Origin of the sequence: Streptomyces sp. NPDC086554 (assembly GCF_040686095.1) — a bacterium.
Taxonomy (GTDB): Bacteria; Actinomycetota; Actinomycetes; order Streptomycetales; family Streptomycetaceae; genus Streptomyces.
This window is the reverse complement of sequence record NZ_JBFBJK010000025.1, coordinates 16,294-36,064: the sequence shown is the minus strand read 5'-3', so window position 1 is coordinate 36,064 and position 19,771 is coordinate 16,294. Positions and strand designations below refer to the sequence as shown.

Sequence of the window (19,771 nt, the reverse complement as noted above, 5' to 3'; positions counted from 1 at the left end):
GAGTGGCTTCCCGTTCCCTGGGCGTGACTTGGGGCGGGGGCGGTCCGTTCACCTGTGTGGCGGTACCCGCACCAGGGTCGCGCCGCGGTACGACCTCCGACTCCCCGTAGCGCAGCCAGCGCAGAAGAAGCCGCCCCATGCCTCTGCCCGCCCCGTCCTCTGTCTCCGGCAGAGAGGGTCCCCAGCGGCCCGCGTCTGCTTCCTCGCGCCTGCCCGGCGCACGAGCCCCTGTTTCCGCGTCGCGCCGCCCCGCACAGCTGCCGCCCGTCCACGCGGCGTTGATCTGTGTTGCCATGCCCGCGCTCGCGATCTCCACCGACCAAGGGCAGTTGACCGGCCGCGGACTCGAAGGGTTCTACCGCGCGGGGCGCCGGCTGCTCTCCCGCTGCCAGGTGCGGGTGGCGGGACGCGAGCCGGTCGCCGTGCAGGCGCGGATGGTCTCGGCCGACACCGCACGCTTCGTCGCGACCCTGCGCGGGTCCGCGGACGGCGGCCCGGATCCGGACGTTGTCGTCGAGCGGACCCGGCATGCCGACGGCACGGAACGGATCACCCTGCGCAGCGCGGCCACCCGCCCCCTGAGGCTGCCCGTCGAGGTGGCGCTCGGCACGGACCTGGCGGAGCTCGGCGCGATCGCGTCCGGCGGCTCCGGGCCCGAACTGCCCGCCAGCGTCCACGACTCCGGTATGCGGTGGTCCTCCCCGGCGGGGCATTGTGTGGTCACCGCGCATCCCGCTCCTTCGGACGCACTGGCCTCCGCCGGCCTGCTGCGCTGGGAGGTGGAGCTGCCGCCGGGTGGCTCCCGGAGCGTGGAACTGCGCGTACGGCCGGAGGGCGCGGGGCCGGTCAGGGCGGTGGGGCACAGTGCGACGCTCTCCCTGGCCCCGGCCCGGGCCGCGGGCGACGACCCCAGGGCCCGGCTCCTGCTGGACCGGTCCGTGCAGGACCTGCAGGCGCTGCTGCTTCGCGACCCCGAGCACCCGGCCGACGTCCATCTGGCGGCGGGTGCGCCATGGCGCTGTGGTATCGCCCCGGCCGAGGCGCTCGCGGCCGCGCGGATGGCGCTGCCGCTGGGCACCCGGATCGCCATGGGGACGCTCCGTACGCTCGCCCGCCGTCAGCTGACGGGACCGGGGCAGCGGGCGGGCCTGATCCCGGGGCCGCTGCGGGACGCGGGACCGCACCTCCCGCCCGGGTGCACGGGGGTCGAGGCGACGCTGCTCTTCCCGGTGCTCCTGGCGGAGGCCCGGCGCTGGGGGCTGCCCGAGCAGGAGACGCAGGAGATGCTGCCGGCGGCCGAGCGCTGCCTGCGCTGGCTGCTCGCCGCCGTCGGCGACGGCGGATGCCTGCCGGACCCGTATCCCGGCGGTCCCAGGCGCTGCGAGACCCAGGCGCACGCCCATCGAGCCGCGCTGCTCGGCGCCGACCTGCTCGAAGCGCACGGCCGCGCGGGAGCCGCCGGTCTGCGGCAGTGGGCGGAGCAGCTGCGGGGCGCCTTCCGGGAGGAGTTCTGGGTGGCGGACCGCACGGGTGGCAGGCCCGCCGCGGCCTGCCTGCCAGACGGCCGGCCCGTGCCCCTCCTCACCGGCAGCGCGGCCCATCTCCTCGACACCGGCCTGCTCGGTTCCGGTCGGCTCGCACCCGGCCTCCTCGACAAGGTGCAGACCGAACAGCTCGCCAGGCTGCTCGGAGGGCCCGCCATGGACTCCGGCTGGGGGCTGCGCAGCCTGGGCGCGAAGGAAGCCGCGTACAACCCGTTCGGCCATCGGGGCGGCGCTGTTCGCGTCCATGAGTCGACGGTCGCGGTCGGGGGCCTGGCCGCCGCGGGCTACGAGAAGGAAGCGTGTTCCCTGCTGCGAGGGGTGCTGGCGGCCGCCGAGACCTTCGATCACCGGCTGCCCGAGATGTACGCGGGGGAGCAGCGCACCGAGGGCGGCGCCCCGCTGCCCCACCCCGCAGCTTGCCGTCCGGCAGCCGTCACCGCGGCCGCCGGGGTGCAGCTCCTCACGGCACTCGCCGGCATCCGGCCCGACGCATCGGCCGGCACGGTGACACTGCGTCCGGTCCGGAGTGCACCCCTGGGGGAGCTGGAGCTGACGGCACTGCGGGTCGCGGGTGCCCCGTTCTCCGTACGTATCAGCAGGCTGGGTCTCGCCATGGTCGAGGAGGCGGGCGACGGGCTGCAGTTGGGGGTGTAGGGCCACCGAACCAGGACATGCGGTACGTCGCGGACCTGACAGAAGCCCGCGGTGAATCCGGCCGGGATCGAATGCTGGAAGAGGTGTTTATCGTCAGGCAGACGACTATGATCGCGGCATGTCGCCCTACGACCCGTCGGCCTTCCCGCCCTTCGCTGTCACCGTCGACCTGGTCGTGCTGACCGTGCGGCGTCACGCGCTCTGCGCGCTGGCGGTCCGCCGTGGTGAGCCGCCGTTCCAAGGCCGTTGGGCGCTTCCCGGTGGATTCGTACGCGCCGATGAGGACCTCTCGGCGGCCGCGGCGCGGGAACTGGTCGAGGAGACCGGGCTGTGCGCGCACGATCCGGACACTCCCGTCCAGGCCAACGGGGCGCACCTGGAGCAGCTCGCCACCTACGGCGATCCCAAGCGTGATCCGCGGATGCGGGTCGTCAGCGTCGCCCATCTCGCGCTCGCCCCCGATCTGCCGGCTCCACGGCCCGGCGGTGACGCGCACAGCGCGCGCTGGGCGCCGGTCGAGGCACTGCTCAACCAGGGTGGATACGGCCGCGAGGACGAGCAGGCGGCACCGCTCGCCTTCGACCACGCCCAGATCCTGGCGGACGGCGTGGAGCGAGCCCGCTCGAAGATCGAGTACTCCTCACTGGCGACGGCCTTCTGCCCGCCCGAGTTCACCGTTGGCGAGCTGCGCCGTGTGTACGAGGCGGTGTGGGGGGTCGTGCTCGACCCGCGCAACTTCCACCGCAAGGTGACCGGCACGCCAGGGTTCCTGGTCCCCACCGGTGGCACCACCACTCGACAGGGCGGCCGCCCCGCGCAGCTCTTCCGGGCGGGCGGCGCGACGCTGCTCAACCCGCCGATGCTGCGTCCCGAGGTCTGAGGCCGCGTCGCAGGTCACCCCGCTGGTCATGAGCCGGTCCGGGCCGAGCGGTTGACACCCCTGGCCTACGCCCTGCCCGAAATGACGGAAATATAGCGTTATCTTGCTGTGGTACCCACGGGGTTCGTCCGTCCCCGAACCGGCGGACGAGCCCCGGCCGCCGAGCGGTCTCACGTCCCGCGAGAGAAGCGATGATCCAGGCCATCGGACTGACAAGCAACACCCGCCAGGAGCTGCCGCCCGCCGTTGACGATGTGTCCTTCGAGGCGCGAACAGGCCGTGTCACGGCGCTGCTCGGCGCGCGGGCCGCCGGTAAGACGACGGCGCTGAGGCTCATGCTCGAACTCCAACAGGGCCGTGGAGTCACCTACTTCAGAGGCCGCCCGCTGCACCGCATCACCCACCCCTCGCGCGAGGTCGGCGTCCTCCTGGGCGACGTCCCGGGGCACCCGGCCCGCACGGTCCGCGGCCAGCTGCGCATGCTCTGCGCGGCCGTCGGAGTGCCCGTACGGCGCGCGGACGACGTACTCGAAGTCGTCGGCCTCGTCAGCCTCCGCGACCAGCGGCTCGGCATGCTCTCGCGTGGCATGGACCGTCGTCTGGGGCTGGCCTGCGCGCTGCTCGCCGATCCGCACACACTCGTCCTGGACGGGCCCGCCGACGGCCTCTCGGCCCGGGAGGGCGGGTGGCTGCACGGGATCCTGCGCGCGCACGCCGCCCAGGGCGGAACGGTTCTGTTCTCCACGGACGACCCCAAGGAGGCCGCACGGACCGCCGACCGGGTCGTCACATTGGAGGCGGGCCGCCTCGTCGCCGACCAGGAAGTCGGGGACTTCGCCCGCACCCGGCTGCGCCCCAGGGTCGCGGTCCGCAGCCCGCACGCGGCGCGTCTGGGCGCGCTGCTGTCCAAGGAAGCCCGGGCCGGGCAGCGCTCCATCGAGGTGGTGAAGGAGGACGGCAACAGGCTTTCGGTGTACGGCAGCAACTGCGCCGACGTGGGGGAGACGGCGTTCCGGCACGGCATCCTCGTCCACCAACTCGCGGACGAGATCGGTGATGCGGGGCCTTCGGCGGCGTCCAGGGCCGAAGGTGGACCCTCTGAGTCCGCGCGGTCGATCGAATCCTCCGGCGCGGCGGATTCGATCGACCGCGCGGACGCGGACGCGGATCGGCAGCCGGCATCGGAGGGCGAGGGCGCAGACGAGAGCGGGCGCGTGGGCGAGAGTCCGCTGGCGGCAGCGCCCCGGGCGGTAGCGGGCGAACCGCGGCTTGAGATCACGGCGACCGGGGTGGCCGACCCCCGGCCCGAGGCCGCTGCCCCCCGAGCGGCAGTGGCCGACCCGGGGCCTGAGATCGCGGCGACGCGGGCCGCAGCGGTCGAGCCGGAGTCTGAGACTGCTGCCGCCCGGGCTGCAGTGGCCGACCTGCGGCTTGAAGCGGCTGGGCGCCGGGCGGCTGTGGTCGATTCGCGGCTTGGGGCGGCTGGGCGTCGGGCGGCTGCGGTCGATTCGCGGCTTGAGGCGGCTGCCCCCCGGGCCGCTGCGGTCGACCCGCAGCCCGAGACTGCTGCCCCCCGGGCGGCTGCGGTCGATCCGCGGCCTGAGGCCGCTGCCCCCCGGGCCGCTGCGGCCGACCCGCAGCCCCAGAGCGCTGCGCCCCGGGCGGCAATGGCCGAACCGCAGCCCGAAGCCGCACCCAAAGCCAAGATCGTCGTCCCGCTTGCCGCTGAAGCCCCGCAAGCAACCGAATCCCCACTCGCCCCGCCCGCTCCGCGATCGCAAGCCCCTATGTCTCCCTTGCCGCCCCCCATCTCGGTCCGTCCGTCGCGCGGCCCGCTGCGCCCCCTCCGTTACGAGCTGCGCCGCGCCGCCGGTGTCGGCACTGGCTACCTCACCACGGCCGCCGTGCTCGCCGTCTCCGCCGTCGTCTGTGTCTTCCTCGCCAGGAGCGGGCACACGCCGCAGCCGCGTCTGCTGGCGGCCTGGCCCCAGGAACTCCCCTTGCCGCCCGCTGCCCTTGGCGCCGGGCTGCTCGGTGCTCTCGCCTTCGGCGAGGAGTTCCGCCACCCCGCCCTCGCCGCAGACCGGGGCACCGTCCCGCGCCGCCTGGGGCTGCTCTGCGCCAAGTTGCTCGTCGCGGCGGGCACCGCGCTTCTGCTGGGCCTGTTGGTCGTCGCCGCCGATGCCGTGGTGCTCCACTTGGTATACGGAGACGCGCTCACGGAAGTTCCCGTCGACTGGCTTTCGCTGAGCGCGAGTTGGGTCGCCCTGGTGGTGGGCTGCGCCTGGGCGGGCGTTCTCGCCGGGGGAGTCTTCCGGTCGACCGCCGCCGGCTTGGCCGCGGTCGTCGCGGTGCCGATCGTCGTCGTACCTCTCGTACAAAAGGCCTTGGAGGGACCATCTGTGCGATCGGCGGCCGGCCTGCCGGGAAGGCTGCGTGATCTCGCTCTGGTGCAGTGGCCGTTCGGCGTCGAGCGGTATCTGGCCGGCGGTGTTCGGATGATCGCTCAACCTGTCGGCAGTGCACTGATGTTGTCGCTGACCGCTCTGCTCTGCGCGTTTCTGCTCACGACGATGCGCAGCCGAGTCCGATAACGACCGCCCGGCGCTTCCCTACGCGTGCTGCGCGCAACTCCCCGGAGAACGCCCATTTCTTTCCGATAAGGCGTCAATTGCGACGGGGTGAGCGATCACCCTTTCGTGTGCTTTTCACCAAAGACCTCAAGGGACTTGGGGGCCACGCCGACAAAGGATCCGTGAGTACCCTTGCGCACACCATGATGACCGCCGCCCGCTCCGCAGACTCCGGCCTCGCCGGCCCGGGCGAACTCGACCGCTACCCCTACGCGGAGGCCCCCGGCGCCGACCGCGTAGTCGCGCCCTCGTGGGACGCCGCCGACCAGGATCTCGGCCGTGTGGGCCGACGCGCCGCCGGCAGCCGCGGCCGCGGGCTGCACGGCCAACTCGTCCAGCAGCTCGGGCAGATGATCGTCTCCGGGGATCTGGGCGCCGACCGCCCGCTGGTCCCCGAGGAGATCGGCCAGCGCTTCGAGGTCTCCCGCACCGTCGTACGCGAGTCGCTGCGCGTGCTCGAGGCCAAGGGTCTGGTCAGCGCCCGTCCCAACGTCGGCACGCGCGTGCGTCCCGTCAGCGACTGGAACCTCCTCGACCCGGACATCATCGAGTGGCGGGCGTTCGGGCCGCAGCGCGACGACCAGCGGCGTGAGCTCAGCGAGCTGCGCTGGACGATCGAGCCCCTCGCCGCCCGGCTCGCCGCGGGGCACGGCCGTGAGGAGGTGCAGCAGCGGCTCGCCGACATGGTGGAGATCATGGGCCACTCGCTGAGCCAGGGCGACGCGATCACCTTCTCCCGCGCCGACGCCGAGTTCCACTCGCTGCTCATCCAGCTCGCCAGCAACCGCATGCTGGAGCACCTGTCCGGCATCGTCTCGGCCGCGCTCCAGGTGTCCGGCGGTCCGGTCACGGGCTGTGACCGGCCCACGGAGGCGTCCCTGGTCCACCACTCCCGCATCGTCGACGCCCTCGCTGCGGGCGACGGTCCGGGCGCCGAGGCCGCCATGCGGCAGCTGCTCACCGTCCACCCGGAGGTGGAGCGCGTCGTGCCCGCCCCCCGCGAGCACTGACTGCCCGGGTCTGCGGCAGTACGCCGGCGCATGCGCCCCGCGGCCTCACCTCATCACTCCGTTGACGTGACACCGTCGCCGGACCTCTGCGGGTTCCTCGGGGAATCCGGTGGGGTCCGGCGACGGTGTTGTTGTCCTCGCGGAGACGGCCAGTGCCCTCGTGGAACAGGCCAGGGCATGGATTCTGGTCGCTTTTGACTGTGCCTGGACGCTTTTGAGCGCTTACGGGGTGTGACTCGGGCCACGTAGATTGGGCGTAACGCTCCTCGGGGCAGCGCGATGACCTAAGAGGTGATAGCCGAGGAGGGAATACAGACGTCGTCCGCGACGCTGTGTAGCTCCCCGGCCCCGCCTGCGCCGTCGGCCCATCCCCAGTCGTCGGTCGTCGGTCCTGGTCCACAATGGACTGGGCCGGAAGCCGTTTTCCAACGTTCCGAGAGGTTGTTCGTGTCGGCCAGCACATCCCGTACGCTCCCGCCGGAGATCGCCGAATCCGTCTCTGTCATGGCGCTCATCGAGCGGGGAAAGGCTGATGGGCAGATCGCCGGCGATGACGTGCGTCGTGCCTTCGAAGCTGACCAGATTCCGGCCACTCAGTGGAAGAACGTTCTGCGCAGCCTCAACCAGATCCTCGAGGAAGAGGGTGTGACGCTGATGGTCAGTGCCGCGGAGCCGAAGCGCCCCCGCAAGAGCGTCGCAGCGAAGAGCCCGGCCAAGCGCACCGCGACCAAGACCGTCGCGGCCAAGACGGCCACGGCGAAGCAGGCCACCGCGACCGCCGCCCCCGAGGCGTCGGCCGCAGATGTCGCAGCTGAGGACGCGCCCGCGAAGAAGGTCGCTGCCAAGAAGGCGACGGCAAAGAAGGCCGTCGCCAAGAAGACCGTGGCCAAGAAGGCGACGGCAAAGAAGAGTGCGTCCAAGGATGACGAGATCCTGGACGACGAGGCCACCGAGGAGACGCCCGCCAAGGGCAAGCCCGGTGAGGGCGAGCCCGCGGAAGAGGGTGCCCAGGGCTTCGTGCTGTCCGACGAGGACGAGGACGACGCCCCGGCCCAGCAGGTCGCTGCGGCCGGTGCCACCGCCGACCCCGTCAAGGACTACCTGAAGCAGATCGGCAAGGTCCCGCTGCTCAACGCCGAGCAGGAGGTCGAGCTCGCCAAGCGCATCGAGGCCGGTCTGTTCGCCGAGGACAAGCTGGCGAACGCCGACAAGCTCGCGCCGAAGCTCAAGCGCGAGCTGGAGATCATCGCCGAGGACGGCCGCCGCGCCAAGAACCACCTCCTGGAGGCCAACCTCCGTCTGGTGGTTTCCCTGGCCAAGCGCTACACCGGCCGCGGCATGCTCTTCCTGGACCTCATCCAGGAGGGCAACCTTGGTCTGATCCGCGCGGTCGAGAAGTTCGACTACACCAAGGGCTACAAGTTCTCCACGTACGCCACCTGGTGGATCCGTCAGGCGATCACCCGCGCCATGGCCGACCAGGCCCGCACCATCCGTATTCCGGTGCACATGGTCGAGGTCATCAACAAGCTCGCGCGCGTGCAGCGCCAGATGCTCCAGGACCTGGGCCGCGAGCCCACCCCGGAGGAGCTGGCCAAGGAACTCGACATGACCCCGGAGAAGGTCATCGAGGTCCAGAAGTACGGCCGTGAGCCGATCTCCCTCCACACCCCCCTGGGTGAGGACGGCGACAGCGAGTTCGGTGACCTCATCGAGGACTCCGAGGCGGTCGTTCCCGCCGACGCGGTCAGCTTCACGCTCCTCCAGGAGCAGCTGCACTCCGTGCTCGACACCCTGTCCGAGCGTGAGGCGGGCGTGGTCTCCATGCGCTTCGGCCTCACCGACGGCCAGCCGAAGACCCTCGACGAGATCGGCAAGGTCTACGGAGTGACGCGTGAGCGCATCCGTCAGATCGAGTCGAAGACGATGTCGAAGCTGCGTCACCCGTCGCGTTCGCAGGTCCTGCGCGACTACCTCGACTAGTCACCAGCGCTGCACAAAGAAGGCCCGAAGTCTCCATGAGAGGTTTCGGGCCTTCTGTTTGCCTCGGTGCGGGCGCGCGTGGGCGCGGGTGCGCGGCGTGTCGCGCTGGATCACTGTGGGTGTGACATGACAACCCAGAGTGAGGAGATCGCATGCCTCGTCCTTTCGCCCCGACCCTGACGGCGGCACTGGCCCTTGCCGCCGCCGCAGCGGCGCTGCCGCTGGCCGCCCCGGCCCCGGCGGCGGCCGACAGCGTGGTCATCGGGGGCAGCCCGGTCGATGTGGCCGACAGCCCGTGGGTGGTGGCGCTGTCCAGTCGTGACCGGTTCGGGGGTACGCGTGCGGGACAGTTCTGCGGAGGTGTGGTGGTCGGGCGCTCGACGGTCCTCACCGCGGCCCACTGCCTGAGCGAGGAAGTCCTCGGTGTGCCGCTGCGTGAGTTGAGCGACCTGAGGGTGATCGCCGGCCGCGGGGATCTGGGCACGTCCGAGGGCCGCGAGATTCCGGTGCGTGAGGCATCGGTGAATGCGCGTTACGACAGTTTCACGAACGCCGATGACATGGCGGTGCTGACGCTGGCGCAACCACTCCCTGAGGGCTCCGCGATCCGTATGGCGGGGCCGGGGGATCCGGCGTACGAGCCCGGCACGCGGGCGGCCGTCTACGGGTGGGGTGACACGACGGGTGCAGGCGACTACGCGCGTACGTTGCGCTCCGCGCAGGTGGGCGTACTGTCCGACTCCGTGTGTGAGCGGGCGTATCCCGGCAGTGCGGACGGAACGTACACGTCCAGATCCATGCTGTGTGCGGGAGAACCCGACGGCGGGCATGACGCCTGCCAGGGCGACAGCGGCGGTCCACTGGTCGCACGGGGCAGGCTCATCGGCCTGGTGTCGTGGGGCAGTGGCTGCGGGCGGGCCGGGAGCCCCGGGGTCTATACGCGGGTCTCGGAGGTCGCCGGAGCGATGGGTCTGCGTCGCTGAGGGTGCGGAGCGCCAACAGGGGCCGCCGAGGAGGCGCCTGAGCGTCCGCGTAACGAGAGCGGGCGGCCGTCCCTGGGGATTGGCAGGGTCGGCCGCCCGATCGCCGGCCTGGTGTGCGCCGGAGGGCTCGTCGTGGGTGCGAGGTGTCAGCGTTCCTCGTCGGGGGTCTCCGGGACGGCCGTCAGCCGCTCCGTCTCGTCCTGTATCTCAGCGGCGATCTTCTTGAGTTCCGGCTCGAACTTGCGGCCGTGGTGGGCGCAGAAGAGCAGTTCACCGCCGCTCAACAGGACGACGCGCAGGTATGCCTGGGCGCCGCAGCGGTCGCAGCGATCAGCGGCCGTCAGGGGGCTCGCGGGGGTCAGAACAGTAGTCACGTCGCCTCTTCTCTAGCTCGACGAGCTGTCGTACCAGGGTCAACATCCAACCAGGCCGAAAACGTTCCCGCTCGTGGCTTTTCCTCGAAGTTTTTTCCGAGGCGGCTGTCTGCTGCCGGTTGGCGGCGAATGTGCCGTATTGCGTCTCTTACGTGTCTTACGGTTTCGCGCTGTCTGTCAGGTAGGTCGTCCGCCGGCTGGCTTGCCGGTTGTTCATGAGGACGTGCCCGGAGCCTAAATGGTTCATGCCTGGAAGGGAACGTGACGTGCGCTTCACTCCATCGAGGGATCGAACAAGCGTGCGGCTCTGGACTAGTCTGAGTTGAGACGAGGGTGGCGTTACAACGGCTCTACCAGGCCTCGGTACCCTCTGACCGGCAACCGAAGCCGGGTCCTTACCCAAAAGGGCCCCCCTTGAAATTCAGCGAGGAGCGAACCGCGTGACCGCCGAGACGTCCGTGCCGTCCACAGCGTTGCTGACCGGAGCAGACCGGGACGGTTCCAACTACACCGCGCGGCACCTGCTCGTCCTGGAGGGGCTCGAGGCCGTTCGCAAGCGTCCGGGCATGTACATCGGGTCGACGGACAGCCGCGGCCTGATGCACTGCCTCTGGGAGATCATCGACAACTCCGTCGACGAGGCCCTGGGCGGCTACTGCGACCACATCGAAGTCATCCTCCACGACGACGCCTCCGTAGAGGTCCGGGACAACGGCCGAGGCATCCCCGTGGATGTCGAGCCCAAGACCGGCCTCTCCGGAGTTGAGGTCGTCATGACGAAGCTCCACGCGGGCGGCAAGTTCGGCGGTGGCTCGTACGCCGCCTCCGGCGGTCTGCACGGCGTGGGCGCCTCCGTGGTGAACGCCCTCTCCGCGCGCCTCGACGTGGAGGTGGACCGCGCGGGACACACCCACGCCATCAGCTTCCGGCGTGGTGTCCCAGGCGCCTTCGTCAAGCCCGGGCCCGACGCCGACTTCGACTCGTCGGCCAAGCTGCGCAAGGCGAAGAAGATCCCCAAGACCCGCAGCGGCACCCGTGTGCGCTACTGGGCGGACCGCCAGATCTTCCTCAAGGACGCCAAGCTGTCCCTGGAGAACCTGCACCAGCGCGCCCGCCAGACCGCGTTCCTGGTGCCGGGCCTGACCATCGTCGTACGCGACGAGTACGGACTCGGGGAGGGCGGCAGCAAGGGCGAGGAATCCTTCCGCTTCGACGGCGGCATCAGCGAGTTCTGCGAGTACCTCGCGCAGGACAAGGCCGTCTGCGACGTCCTCCGCTTCTCCGGCTCGGGCACCTTCAAGGAGACCGTGCCGGTCCTCGACGACCACGGCCAGATGACGCCCACCGAGGTCACCCGTGAGCTCGGTGTGGACGTGGCGCTGCGCTGGGGCACCGGGTACGACACGACGCTGCGGTCCTTCGTCAACATCATCGCCACCCCCAAGGGCGGCACCCATGTGACCGGCTTCGAGCGCTCCCTCACCAAGACGATGAACGAGGCGCTGCGCACCCAGAAGGTGCTGCGCGTGGCCGAGGACGACATCGTCAAGGACGACGCCCTCGAAGGCCTGACGGCCGTCGTCACGGTCCGCCTCGCGGAGCCGCAGTTCGAGGGCCAGACCAAGGAGGTGCTCGGCACCTCGGCGGCCAACCGCATCGTCGCCAACGTCATCGCCAAGGAGCTCAAGGCGTTCCTGACGTCCACCAAGCGTGATGCCAAGGCCCAGGCCCGCTCCGTCATGGAGAAGGCGGTCGCAGCCGCCCGTACGCGCATCGCGGCCCGCCAGCACAAGGATGCCCAGCGCCGGAAGACGGCCCTGGAGTCCTCGTCGCTGCCCGCGAAGCTCGCCGACTGCCGCAGCGACGACGTGGAGCGCAGCGAGCTCTTCATCGTCGAGGGCGACTCGGCGCTCGGCACCGCCAAGCTGGCCCGGAACTCCGAGTTCCAGGCACTCCTGCCGATCCGCGGCAAGATCCTCAACGTTCAGAAGGCGTCCGTGACGGACATGCTGAAGAACGCCGAGTGCGGCGCGATCATCCAGGTCATAGGAGCCGGGTCCGGCCGGACCTTCGACATCGACGCGGCCCGCTACGGGAAGATCATTCTCCTCGTCGACGCCGATGTCGACGGCGCGCACATCCGCATCCTGCTGCTGACGCTGTTCCAGCGCTACATGCGGCCCATGGTCGAGGCGGGCCGGGTGTTCGCCGCGGTGCCGCCGCTGCACCGCATCGAGCTCAGCCAGCCGAAGAAGGGCCAGGACAAGTACATCTACACGTACTCGGACCGTGAGCTGCGGGACACGCTGCTCGAGCTGCAGCGCAAGAACGTCCGGTACAAGGACTCCATCCAGCGGTACAAGGGGCTGGGCGAGATGGACGCCGACCAGCTGGCCGAGACCACGATGGACCCGCGCTACCGCACCCTGCGCCGGATCAACATCTCCGACCTGGAGTCCTCGGAGCAGGTCTTCGATCTGTTGATGGGCAACGACGTGGCGCCCCGCAAGGAATTCATCACGAGCTCGGCGGCGACGCTGGACCGCTCGCGCATCGACGCGTAGCGCTCGCGGCGGTTCCGCACCGGGCGCGGAACGTGCGTGCGTTCCGCTCGGCGGGAAGCACTCCACCCGTGGGTGGAGCCTCAGGCTCCACCCACGTTCCACCCCTGCTCCGATCCCTCGGCCAGGCCCTTTCCGTAGCGTCGAAGGCGTCGATCCTCATCGGATCGGCTCCGCTCTTCCTCGTCCCCACGGAGGCCGTCATGTCCGGGCTCACCGACGCTCTGGTGATCTGCGCCGTCGTCGTCCTGGTGATCGCGCGCCAGTTCAAGGCGCAGCCGGTCACTGCGGACCGGCGCTGGTGGGCCATACCGGCCGTGCTGGTCTTCCTGGCCGTGCGCGAGCCCGGTCTGCTGGATCCGCACCACCGTGCGGTGTCCGTCGCCCTGCTCGGCGCGGAACTGCTCGTCGGCCTGGCCATGGGCTTCGGCTGGGCGCGCACCACACATGTGTGGACAGCGTCGGACGGTGTCGTGTGGAGCAAGGGGACCAAGGCCACCGCCGTCGTCTGGGGCGTCGGGATCGGGCTGCGGCTCGGCCTGTTCGGCATCGGCGCGATGCTCGGGGTGCGGCAGGGGACTGCCGCGCTGATGCTCGCCCTGGCGGCCACCCTCCTCGTCCGCAGCGGCGTCCTGGCGCAGCGGGCCGGCCTGTTCCGCCCCGCGTACGGCGGTGCGGACGCGGCGTACGAGCCGATGTGGAAGGACCGCGTGTGAACTCGGACCGGTGGATGGAATGGCCGTCCCGGGAAGCGCTCGCCCGGGAAGGGCTGAGCTTTGCCCGGCTGTGGTTCGTCAGGGTCCTGCGGGTGGTGATCCTTGCCGTTCTGCTGTGGGAGGCGTTCCACCACGACAGAGGCTGGCGTCTGGGCGCCGGCGTCACGCTGGTCGTGGTCGGCGGCGGGCTCGGCTGGGCGTTCTTCCGTACGTCCTTCAGCCACCGGCTCTGGCCGTCGCTCGCCCTGCTCCTGCTGCTGATGGCGGCCGCGTATGCGGCGGCGCTGGGTGACTGGCGGGCTCTTGCGCTCGTGCTGTGGTGCGGGACGGCCGTCGCGGCGCTGGAGCGACTGCCGCTGGCGGCGGGCGTGGCCTGCGTCATCGTCTCGCTGAGCGCCTTCTCCGTGTACAACACGGACAACTGGCTGGTCACCGGCCTCATCGTCGTCGGACTCGCGCTCGCCGGGTACACGCTGCGGCTCGACGCCGAGGCGCGCGGGAGCGCGCAGCGGATGCTCGCCCAGGAGCGGGCCGCCCGCGCCGCGGAGGCCGAGACGGCGGCGCTGGCCGAGCGGGCCCGCATCGCACGGGAGATCCATGACGTCCTCGCGCACAGCCTCTCCGCGCAGCTCGTCCACCTCGAGGCGGCACGTCTGCTGATCGAGGGGGAGGCGACGCGCGAGCAGATACTGGACCGCGTCGTGGCGGCACGGTCCATGGCTCGCGAAGGGCTCGCGGAGACCCGGCAGGCGCTCTCGGCGCTGCGGGGCGAGCTGACGCCGGTCGAGGACTTCCTGCGCGAGCTGGTCGCGTCGGACGGCGCTTCGGTGACCGTCGCGGGGGCGCGGCGTGCCCTGCCCGCGGAGGCGTCGCAGGCGGTGCGCAGAGTCGCGCAGGAGGCCGTGACGAACGTGCGCAAGCACGCGCCGGGCGCCAAGGTGACCGTCCTGCTCGACTACGGCGAAGGCGAAGTGACCCTGGACATACGCGATTCGGGCGCGCCGCCGGGTGAACTGGCCACCTCCGGGGCCGGGTACGGTCTGCTCGGGATGCGGGAGCGGGCCGAGTTGCTGGGCGGCTCCCTGATGGCAGGGCCGGGCGAGGAGGGCTTCGTCGTGACGCTGAAGGTGCCCACATGACCGCGGAGAGCGCCGCCAAGGCGCCGGCGCGCGTCGTGGTGGTCGACGATCAGACCGTGGTGCGCGAGGGGATCGTGATGCTGCTCGGGCTGCTGCCCGGTATCGAGGTCGTCGGCTCCGGGGGCGACGGCGAGGAGGCAGTGCGGCTGGTCGCCGAACTGGCCCCGGATGTCGTCCTGATGGACCTGCGCATGCCCCGGGTCGACGGCGCGGAGGCCACCCGCCGCATCCGTGCCGAGTACCCGGGAACGCAGGTGGTCGTGCTGACCACATACGCCGACGACGAGTCGCTCTTCCCCGCGCTGAGGGCGGGCGCGCGCGGCTATCTCACCAAGGACGCGGGCGGGGACGAGATCGTGCGGGCCGTCGAGGACGTGCTCTCGGGGGACGCGGGGCTCTCGCCGCAGATCCAGCGGCGGCTGCTCGAGCGGCTGGCCGAGTCCGAGCAGCCCCCGGCCGCGCCGGAGCCGCCCGACGGCCTCACCACGCGCGAGACCGAAGTGCTCGTCCTGATCGCCGAGGGGATGACGAACCAGGAGATCGCCCGTGAGATGCACGTCTCGACGGCGACGGTGAAGACGCACATCAACAACCTGTTCGCCAAGACGGGCATCAAGGACCGTGCGCAGGCCGTGCGTTATGCCTACCGGCACGGTCTGGCGAAGCCACCGGGAGCCGCTCTCGCGTGAGCTGGGGCTTCAGCCGGTCGGCGAACGACACCCCCGGAGCTGATGAGCCTTCACCTGATGGGGTGAAGAGAAGGGAGAGAAGAGTCAGGGATCTTCCCGATCTGTCCATCCTTGGGCACGCGGCCGAACATGGCTGCGGACAAGGAGAGTTCGGTGGAGAAGCACGACGGGCGCGACGCCGGGCAGACACGGACCGGTGATCTCAAAGATCCCTGGTACGACGCGCTTGCCTCAGGCTGGGGCGAGTTGGACGGCACCGGCGCGCCGACCCCCGCGGTGTCGCCCCAAGCCGCTCCGGACCGGAGCGCGAGCGCGTCCGACATCTATCTGGAGGTCCAGCACAGCGCTGCCTTCCAGGAGGTGCGGGGCCGGTACCGGCGGTTCGTCGTCCCGGCCGTGGCGGTCTTCTTCACCTGGTACGTCGCCTACGTCGTGACGGCTACGACGGCGCCCGGTCTCATGGCGCGGCCCGTCACGGGATCCGTGAACGTCGCGATGCTCGCAGGCCTCGGACAGTTCCTCACGACCTTTCTGCTGACCTGGGCGTATGCCCGGCACGCCCGGCTGCGCAGGGACCGCCCGGCGCTGGACCTGCGCTGGGCCGTGTTCGAGCAGAAGCGTGAGCAGGACCAGCGAAGAGAGCAGGAGCGGGTCCGGGGGAGCGAGCGATGATCGGTGATCATCAGACACTCGCGCTGCTGCTGTTCGGCGTGTTCGTCGCCGTCACGCTCGCGATCACGACCTGGGTGAGCCGCAACCGGCATGGTTCGGCGGAGGAGTTCTACGCGGGCGGTCGGCTCTTCTCGCCCATGGAGAATGGTTTTGCCATCGCGGGCGACTACATGTCGGCCGCCTCCTTCCTCGGCATCTCCGGGCTGATCGCGCTCTTCGGCTACGACGGGCTGCTGTATTCGGTGGGCTTCCTCGTCGCGTGGCTCGTCGTGCTCTTCCTCGTGGCCGAACTGGTGCGCAACTGCGGGCGGTTCACGCTCGCCGACGTCGTCGCCGCCCGGATGAGGGAGCGGCCTGTGCGCATCGCCGCGGGAACTTCCTCGGTGACCGTGTCCGTTCTCTATCTGGTGGCGCAGATGGTGGGGGCGGGCTCACTGGTGGCGCTGCTGCTCGGCGGGACGAGCGGGGCGGCGCAGGCCTGGACGGTCATCGGCGTCGGCGCGCTCATGGTCATCTATGTGTCGTTGGGAGGGATGCGGGCCACCACCTGGATCCAGATCGTCAAGGCGGTCCTGCTGATGTGCGGCGCGATCGCACTGACCGTGCTCGTCCTTGTGAGGTTCCACGGCGACTTCGACCAGTTGCTGCGGACGGCGGCCGATCGCAGCGGGCACGGCAGCCAGTTCCTCGCGCCCGGGCTGAAGTACGGCGGCGACTGGACCGCGCGCCTCGACTTCATCAGCCTCGGCCTCGCGCTCGTCCTCGGCACGGCCGGGCTGCCGCACATCCTGTCTCGCTTCTACACGGTGCCGACCGCGCGGGCCGCGCGCCGCTCGGTCGTCTGGTCCATCGGGCTCATCGGCGGCTTCTACCTGATGACGATCGTGCTCGGCTTCGGTGCGGCGGCGATCGTGGGCTCCGATGCCGTCCGCGGGTCGAACGCCGCGGGGAACACGGCGGTTCCGCTGCTCGCGCTCGATCTGGGAGGCGGTGCGGATTCCACAGGCGGAACGGTTCTCTTCGCGATCGTCGCCGCCATCGCCTTCGCCACGATCCTCGCCGTGGTCGCCGGGATCACGCTCGCCTCGTCGGCTTCCGTGGCCCACGATCTGTACGCGTCGCTGCGGCGCAAGCACGCCAAGCCGCGCAGCGAGGTGGCGGTGGCGCGGGTCGCCGCAGCCGGGATCGGCGTGGTCGCGATCGGCCTGGGGCTGCTCGCGCGTGACCTCAACGTGGCGTTCCTGGTGGGCCTGGCCTTTGCCGTCGCCGCGTCCGCCAATCTGCCCGTGCTGCTCTACTCGCTGTTCTGGCGGAACTTCACCACGCGGGGCGCGGTCTGGTCGGTGTACGGGGGCCTGGTGCCCTCCCTGGCGCTCGTCCTGCTGTCACCCGTCGTCTCCGGGGGGCCGAACTCGCTCTTTCCCGGGGTGGACTTCCAGTACTTCCCCCTGGAGAACCCGGGGCTCGTCTCCATCCCGCTGGGCTTCCTCGCCGGATGGCTGGGCACCGTCACCTCGTCGGAGCCCGCGGACGAGGCCAAGCACGCGGAGACGGAAGTGCGGTCGCTCACCGGGGCGGGAGCGGTGTAGCAGTCTTGTAGCGGACCGGTGCGTCTAGGAGTGGCTGGACGTCCACTCGTAGCGGTGCTCCGGGCGGCCCGTGTCGCCGTACTTGAGACTCAGCCGGACGCGGCCCGAGCGCTCCAGGAGCTTGAGATAACGCTGGGCCGTCTGCCGGCTCAGCCGGGTGCGGTCGGCCAACTCCTGGGCGGAGATCGGCCCTTCAGCACCCATCAGCGCCCTGCGGACCAACTCGGCCGTCGTGGGGGAGTGCCCCTTGGGCAGGTCCGGAGCCGGAGTCGCCGACAGGGCGCCGAAGATCCGGTCGACCTCGGCCTGTTCGGCCTCGCCGCCGCCGTCCAGGGTGCGGCGCAGCGTCGCGTACGCCTCGAGCTTGGCGCGAAGTCCCGCGTAGGAGAACGGCTTGACCAGGTACTGCAGGGCGCCGTGACGCATCGCGGCCTGGACCGTGGCGACATCGCGTGCGGCCGTCACCATGATCACGTCGGTCTGGTGGCCGCGCTCGCGCAACGTACGGACGACCGAAAGCCCCGTCTCGTCCGGCAGATAGTGGTCGAGCAGCACCAGGTCGATGGGGAGCTCCTCGACGAGCCGCAGCGCCTCGGCGGCGCTGTGGGCCTTCGCGACCACGCGGAAGCCGGGGACCTTCGCCACGTAGGCGGCGTTGACATCCGCGACGCGGACGTCGTCGTCCACGACGAGCACCTCGATCATCGTGCCTCCTCCGTGGGGGCCAGCTCGGCCTGGGCGAGCGCTTCGGGCAGGACGACGGTGAACTCGGCGCCGCCGCCGGGCGAGGCGCCGGCCCGCACGCTGCCGCCCTGGCGCTCGGCGAGCCTGCGCACCAGAGCGAGTCCGATGCCGCGCTTGCCGTGCGCCGGAGGCTCCTTGGTGGACCACCCCTCAGTGAAGATCGTCTCGCGTCGGTCGGCGGGCACTCCAGGGCCCGTGTCGCGTACCTGCAGGACGACGGCACGTCCCTCGGAGCGGACATCGACCTCCACGCGCGCGTGCGGGCTGCCCGCCGCGGCGTCCAGCGCATTGTCCACGAGGTTGCCGACGATCGTGACGAGGCCGCCCGGGTCGATCAGCCGGTCGGGCAGTGCGGTGTCGCGCGGGACGGCGAGCACGACGCCCCGCTCGGCGGCGACGGTGGCCTTGCCCACCAGGAGGGCGGCGAGCAGTGGGTCGCCGATCTTCTCCGTGATCTGCTCGGCGGTCACCCGGTGCGCGCCGGCCACCTCGCCGACGAACTCCGCCGCCTCCTCGTACATCTCGAGCTCCAGGAGGCCGAGCAGTGTGTGCATGCGGTTGGCGTGCTCGTGGTCCTGGGCGCGCAGCGCGTCGATGAGGCCGCGGGTGGAGTCCAGTTCACGGCCCAGCTGCTCCAGTTCGGTGCGGTCGCGCAGGGTGGCCACGGCGCCGCCGTCGTCCGTGGGCATGCGGTTGGCGACCAGGACGCGCTGACCGCGGACGGTCAGGAGGTCGGTGCCGTTGACCCGTCCGGCGAGCACATCGGTCGTACGTCCCGGGCCGAGGGCGGTGTCCAGGGGCTGCCCGATGGCTTCAGGACCGAGGCCGAGGAGGCGCTGGGCCTCGTCGTTGAGGAGGCGGATCCGGCCGCCGCGGTCGAGGGCGACCACGCCCTCACGGATGCTGTGCAGCATGGCCTCGCGTTCCGCGAGGAGCGCCGAGATATCGGAGAAGGCCAGGTCGCGGGTCTGCCGCTGCACGCGGCGCGAGATCAGGTAGGCGGCAAGTGCCCCCACGGCGAGCGCGCCGCCCGCGTACGCGAAGAGGCCGGGGATCGCGTGGATCAGGCGGGCGCGGACACTGTCGTACTCGATGCCTACGGAGACGGCGCCCACGATGTCGCCGTCGATGTCCCGCAGCGGCACCTTGCCGCGGGCCGAGCGGCCCAGGGTGCCGTTGTCGATCTCCATGACCTCGCCGCCGGCGAGCGCGTGGCTGGGGTCGGTCGAGACGACCCTGCCGATCTCGTCGCGGTCGGTGTGGGACCAGCGCACCCCGTCCTTGTTCATGATCACGACGTACTCGGCGCCGCTGGCGCGCCGGATCCGTTCCGCTGCCGTCTGCACGGGCCCGTCGGCCGTGGGTCTGGAGGAGCTCAGGTCATCGGCGATCCGCGGCTGGGCCGCCGTCGTCTGCGCGATGGCGAGCGCGCGGCGCATCGCCTGATCGTCCAGCTGATCGCTGAGCGGGGCGAGGAAGAGCCCGGTGGCGAGCACGGCGACCCCGGCGGCGATCGCCAGCTGCATCAGCAGGACCTGCGAGAAGACGCGCCGGGGCAGGCCGAGGCGGAGTCGTCGGGCAGGGGAGGTCGGGCTCATGT

15 protein-coding genes are annotated in these 19,771 nt (G+C 71.0%); 12 read left to right on the top strand and 3 right to left on the bottom strand.

The genetic code is table 11. The annotated features are described in order from the left end of the window. The first annotated feature begins 293 nt into the window (after positions 1-293). The 6 genes from AB0O76_RS33740 (at position 294) to AB0O76_RS33715 (ending at position 9,687) form a co-directional block, all read left to right on the top strand. Positions 294-2,198: a glycogen debranching N-terminal domain-containing protein gene (locus tag AB0O76_RS33740; RefSeq protein ID WP_365499228.1), complete on the top strand. Its 1,905-nt coding sequence runs from the start codon at positions 294-296 to the stop codon at positions 2,196-2,198. A 118-nt stretch (positions 2,199-2,316) separates the two neighbouring features. After that, positions 2,317-3,078: an NUDIX domain-containing protein gene (locus AB0O76_RS33735; protein ID WP_266871312.1), complete on the top strand. Its 762-nt coding sequence runs from the start codon at positions 2,317-2,319 to the stop codon at positions 3,076-3,078. Positions 3,079-3,269: 191 nt separating this feature from the next. Continuing rightward, on the top strand, positions 3,270-5,672 hold the full coding sequence (locus AB0O76_RS33730; RefSeq protein ID WP_365499224.1) for an ATP-binding cassette domain-containing protein: 2,403 nt from the start codon (positions 3,270-3,272) through the stop codon (positions 5,670-5,672). A gap of 161 nt (positions 5,673-5,833) precedes the next feature. Then, on the top strand, positions 5,834-6,721 hold the full coding sequence (locus AB0O76_RS33725) for a FadR/GntR family transcriptional regulator (RefSeq protein ID WP_361816734.1): 888 nt from the start codon (positions 5,834-5,836) through the stop codon (positions 6,719-6,721). 441 nt (positions 6,722-7,162) lie between these two features. Beyond that, the gene (locus AB0O76_RS33720) at positions 7,163-8,704 is read left to right on the top strand and encodes an RNA polymerase sigma factor (RefSeq protein ID WP_365499220.1); all 1,542 of its coding nucleotides are present in this window, start codon (positions 7,163-7,165) and stop codon (positions 8,702-8,704) included. 152 nt (positions 8,705-8,856) lie between these two features. Continuing rightward, positions 8,857-9,687 (top strand): serine protease, encoded by an 831-nt coding sequence (locus AB0O76_RS33715; RefSeq protein WP_365499217.1) that lies wholly within the window; start codon positions 8,857-8,859, stop codon positions 9,685-9,687. Between the two features lie 146 nt (positions 9,688-9,833). Here the strand turns inward: AB0O76_RS33715 and AB0O76_RS33710 are convergent, their stop codons facing one another. Further along, positions 9,834-10,061, bottom strand: coding sequence for a hypothetical protein (locus tag AB0O76_RS33710; RefSeq protein ID WP_135330770.1), 228 nt, complete (start codon positions 10,059-10,061; stop codon positions 9,834-9,836). A gap of 440 nt (positions 10,062-10,501) precedes the next feature. Here AB0O76_RS33710 and AB0O76_RS33705 point away from each other — a divergent pair, with 440 nt between their 5' ends. The 6 genes from AB0O76_RS33705 to AB0O76_RS33680 all read left to right on the top strand — a co-directional run bounded on the left by AB0O76_RS33705 (position 10,502) and on the right by AB0O76_RS33680 (position 17,427). After that, positions 10,502-12,625, top strand: a complete 2,124-nt coding sequence (locus tag AB0O76_RS33705) for a DNA topoisomerase IV subunit B (protein ID WP_365499215.1) — start codon at positions 10,502-10,504, stop codon at positions 12,623-12,625. Positions 12,626-12,825: 200 nt separating this feature from the next. Then, a complete protein-coding gene (locus AB0O76_RS33700) occupies positions 12,826-13,338 on the top strand; it encodes a DUF1453 domain-containing protein (protein ID WP_365499213.1) in 513 nt (170 codons plus the stop codon). A 14-nt stretch (positions 13,339-13,352) separates the two neighbouring features. Further along, positions 13,353-14,477, top strand: coding sequence for a histidine kinase (locus AB0O76_RS33695; protein ID WP_365499426.1), 1,125 nt, complete (start codon positions 13,353-13,355; stop codon positions 14,475-14,477). Next, positions 14,474-15,166: a response regulator transcription factor gene (locus AB0O76_RS33690; RefSeq protein ID WP_365499211.1), complete on the top strand. Its 693-nt coding sequence runs from the start codon at positions 14,474-14,476 to the stop codon at positions 15,164-15,166. Before AB0O76_RS33695 ends, AB0O76_RS33690 begins: the two co-directional genes overlap by 4 nt. A 153-nt stretch (positions 15,167-15,319) precedes the next feature. After that, positions 15,320-15,838, top strand: coding sequence for a DUF485 domain-containing protein (locus AB0O76_RS33685; RefSeq protein ID WP_365499209.1), 519 nt, complete (start codon positions 15,320-15,322; stop codon positions 15,836-15,838). After that, positions 15,835-17,427 (top strand): cation acetate symporter, encoded by a 1,593-nt coding sequence (locus tag AB0O76_RS33680; RefSeq protein WP_365499206.1) that lies wholly within the window; start codon positions 15,835-15,837, stop codon positions 17,425-17,427. Before AB0O76_RS33685 ends, AB0O76_RS33680 begins: the two co-directional genes overlap by 4 nt. Before the next feature lie 24 nt (positions 17,428-17,451). On the opposite strand, the gene AB0O76_RS33675 is transcribed toward AB0O76_RS33680, so the two are convergent. Next, positions 17,452-18,132: a response regulator gene (locus AB0O76_RS33675; protein ID WP_365499203.1), complete on the bottom strand. Its 681-nt coding sequence runs from the start codon at positions 18,130-18,132 to the stop codon at positions 17,452-17,454. After that, positions 18,129-19,769: a sensor histidine kinase gene (locus AB0O76_RS33670; protein WP_365499199.1), complete on the bottom strand. Its 1,641-nt coding sequence runs from the start codon at positions 19,767-19,769 to the stop codon at positions 18,129-18,131. Before AB0O76_RS33670 ends, AB0O76_RS33675 begins: the two co-directional genes overlap by 4 nt. Positions 19,770-19,771 lie beyond the last annotated feature (2 nt).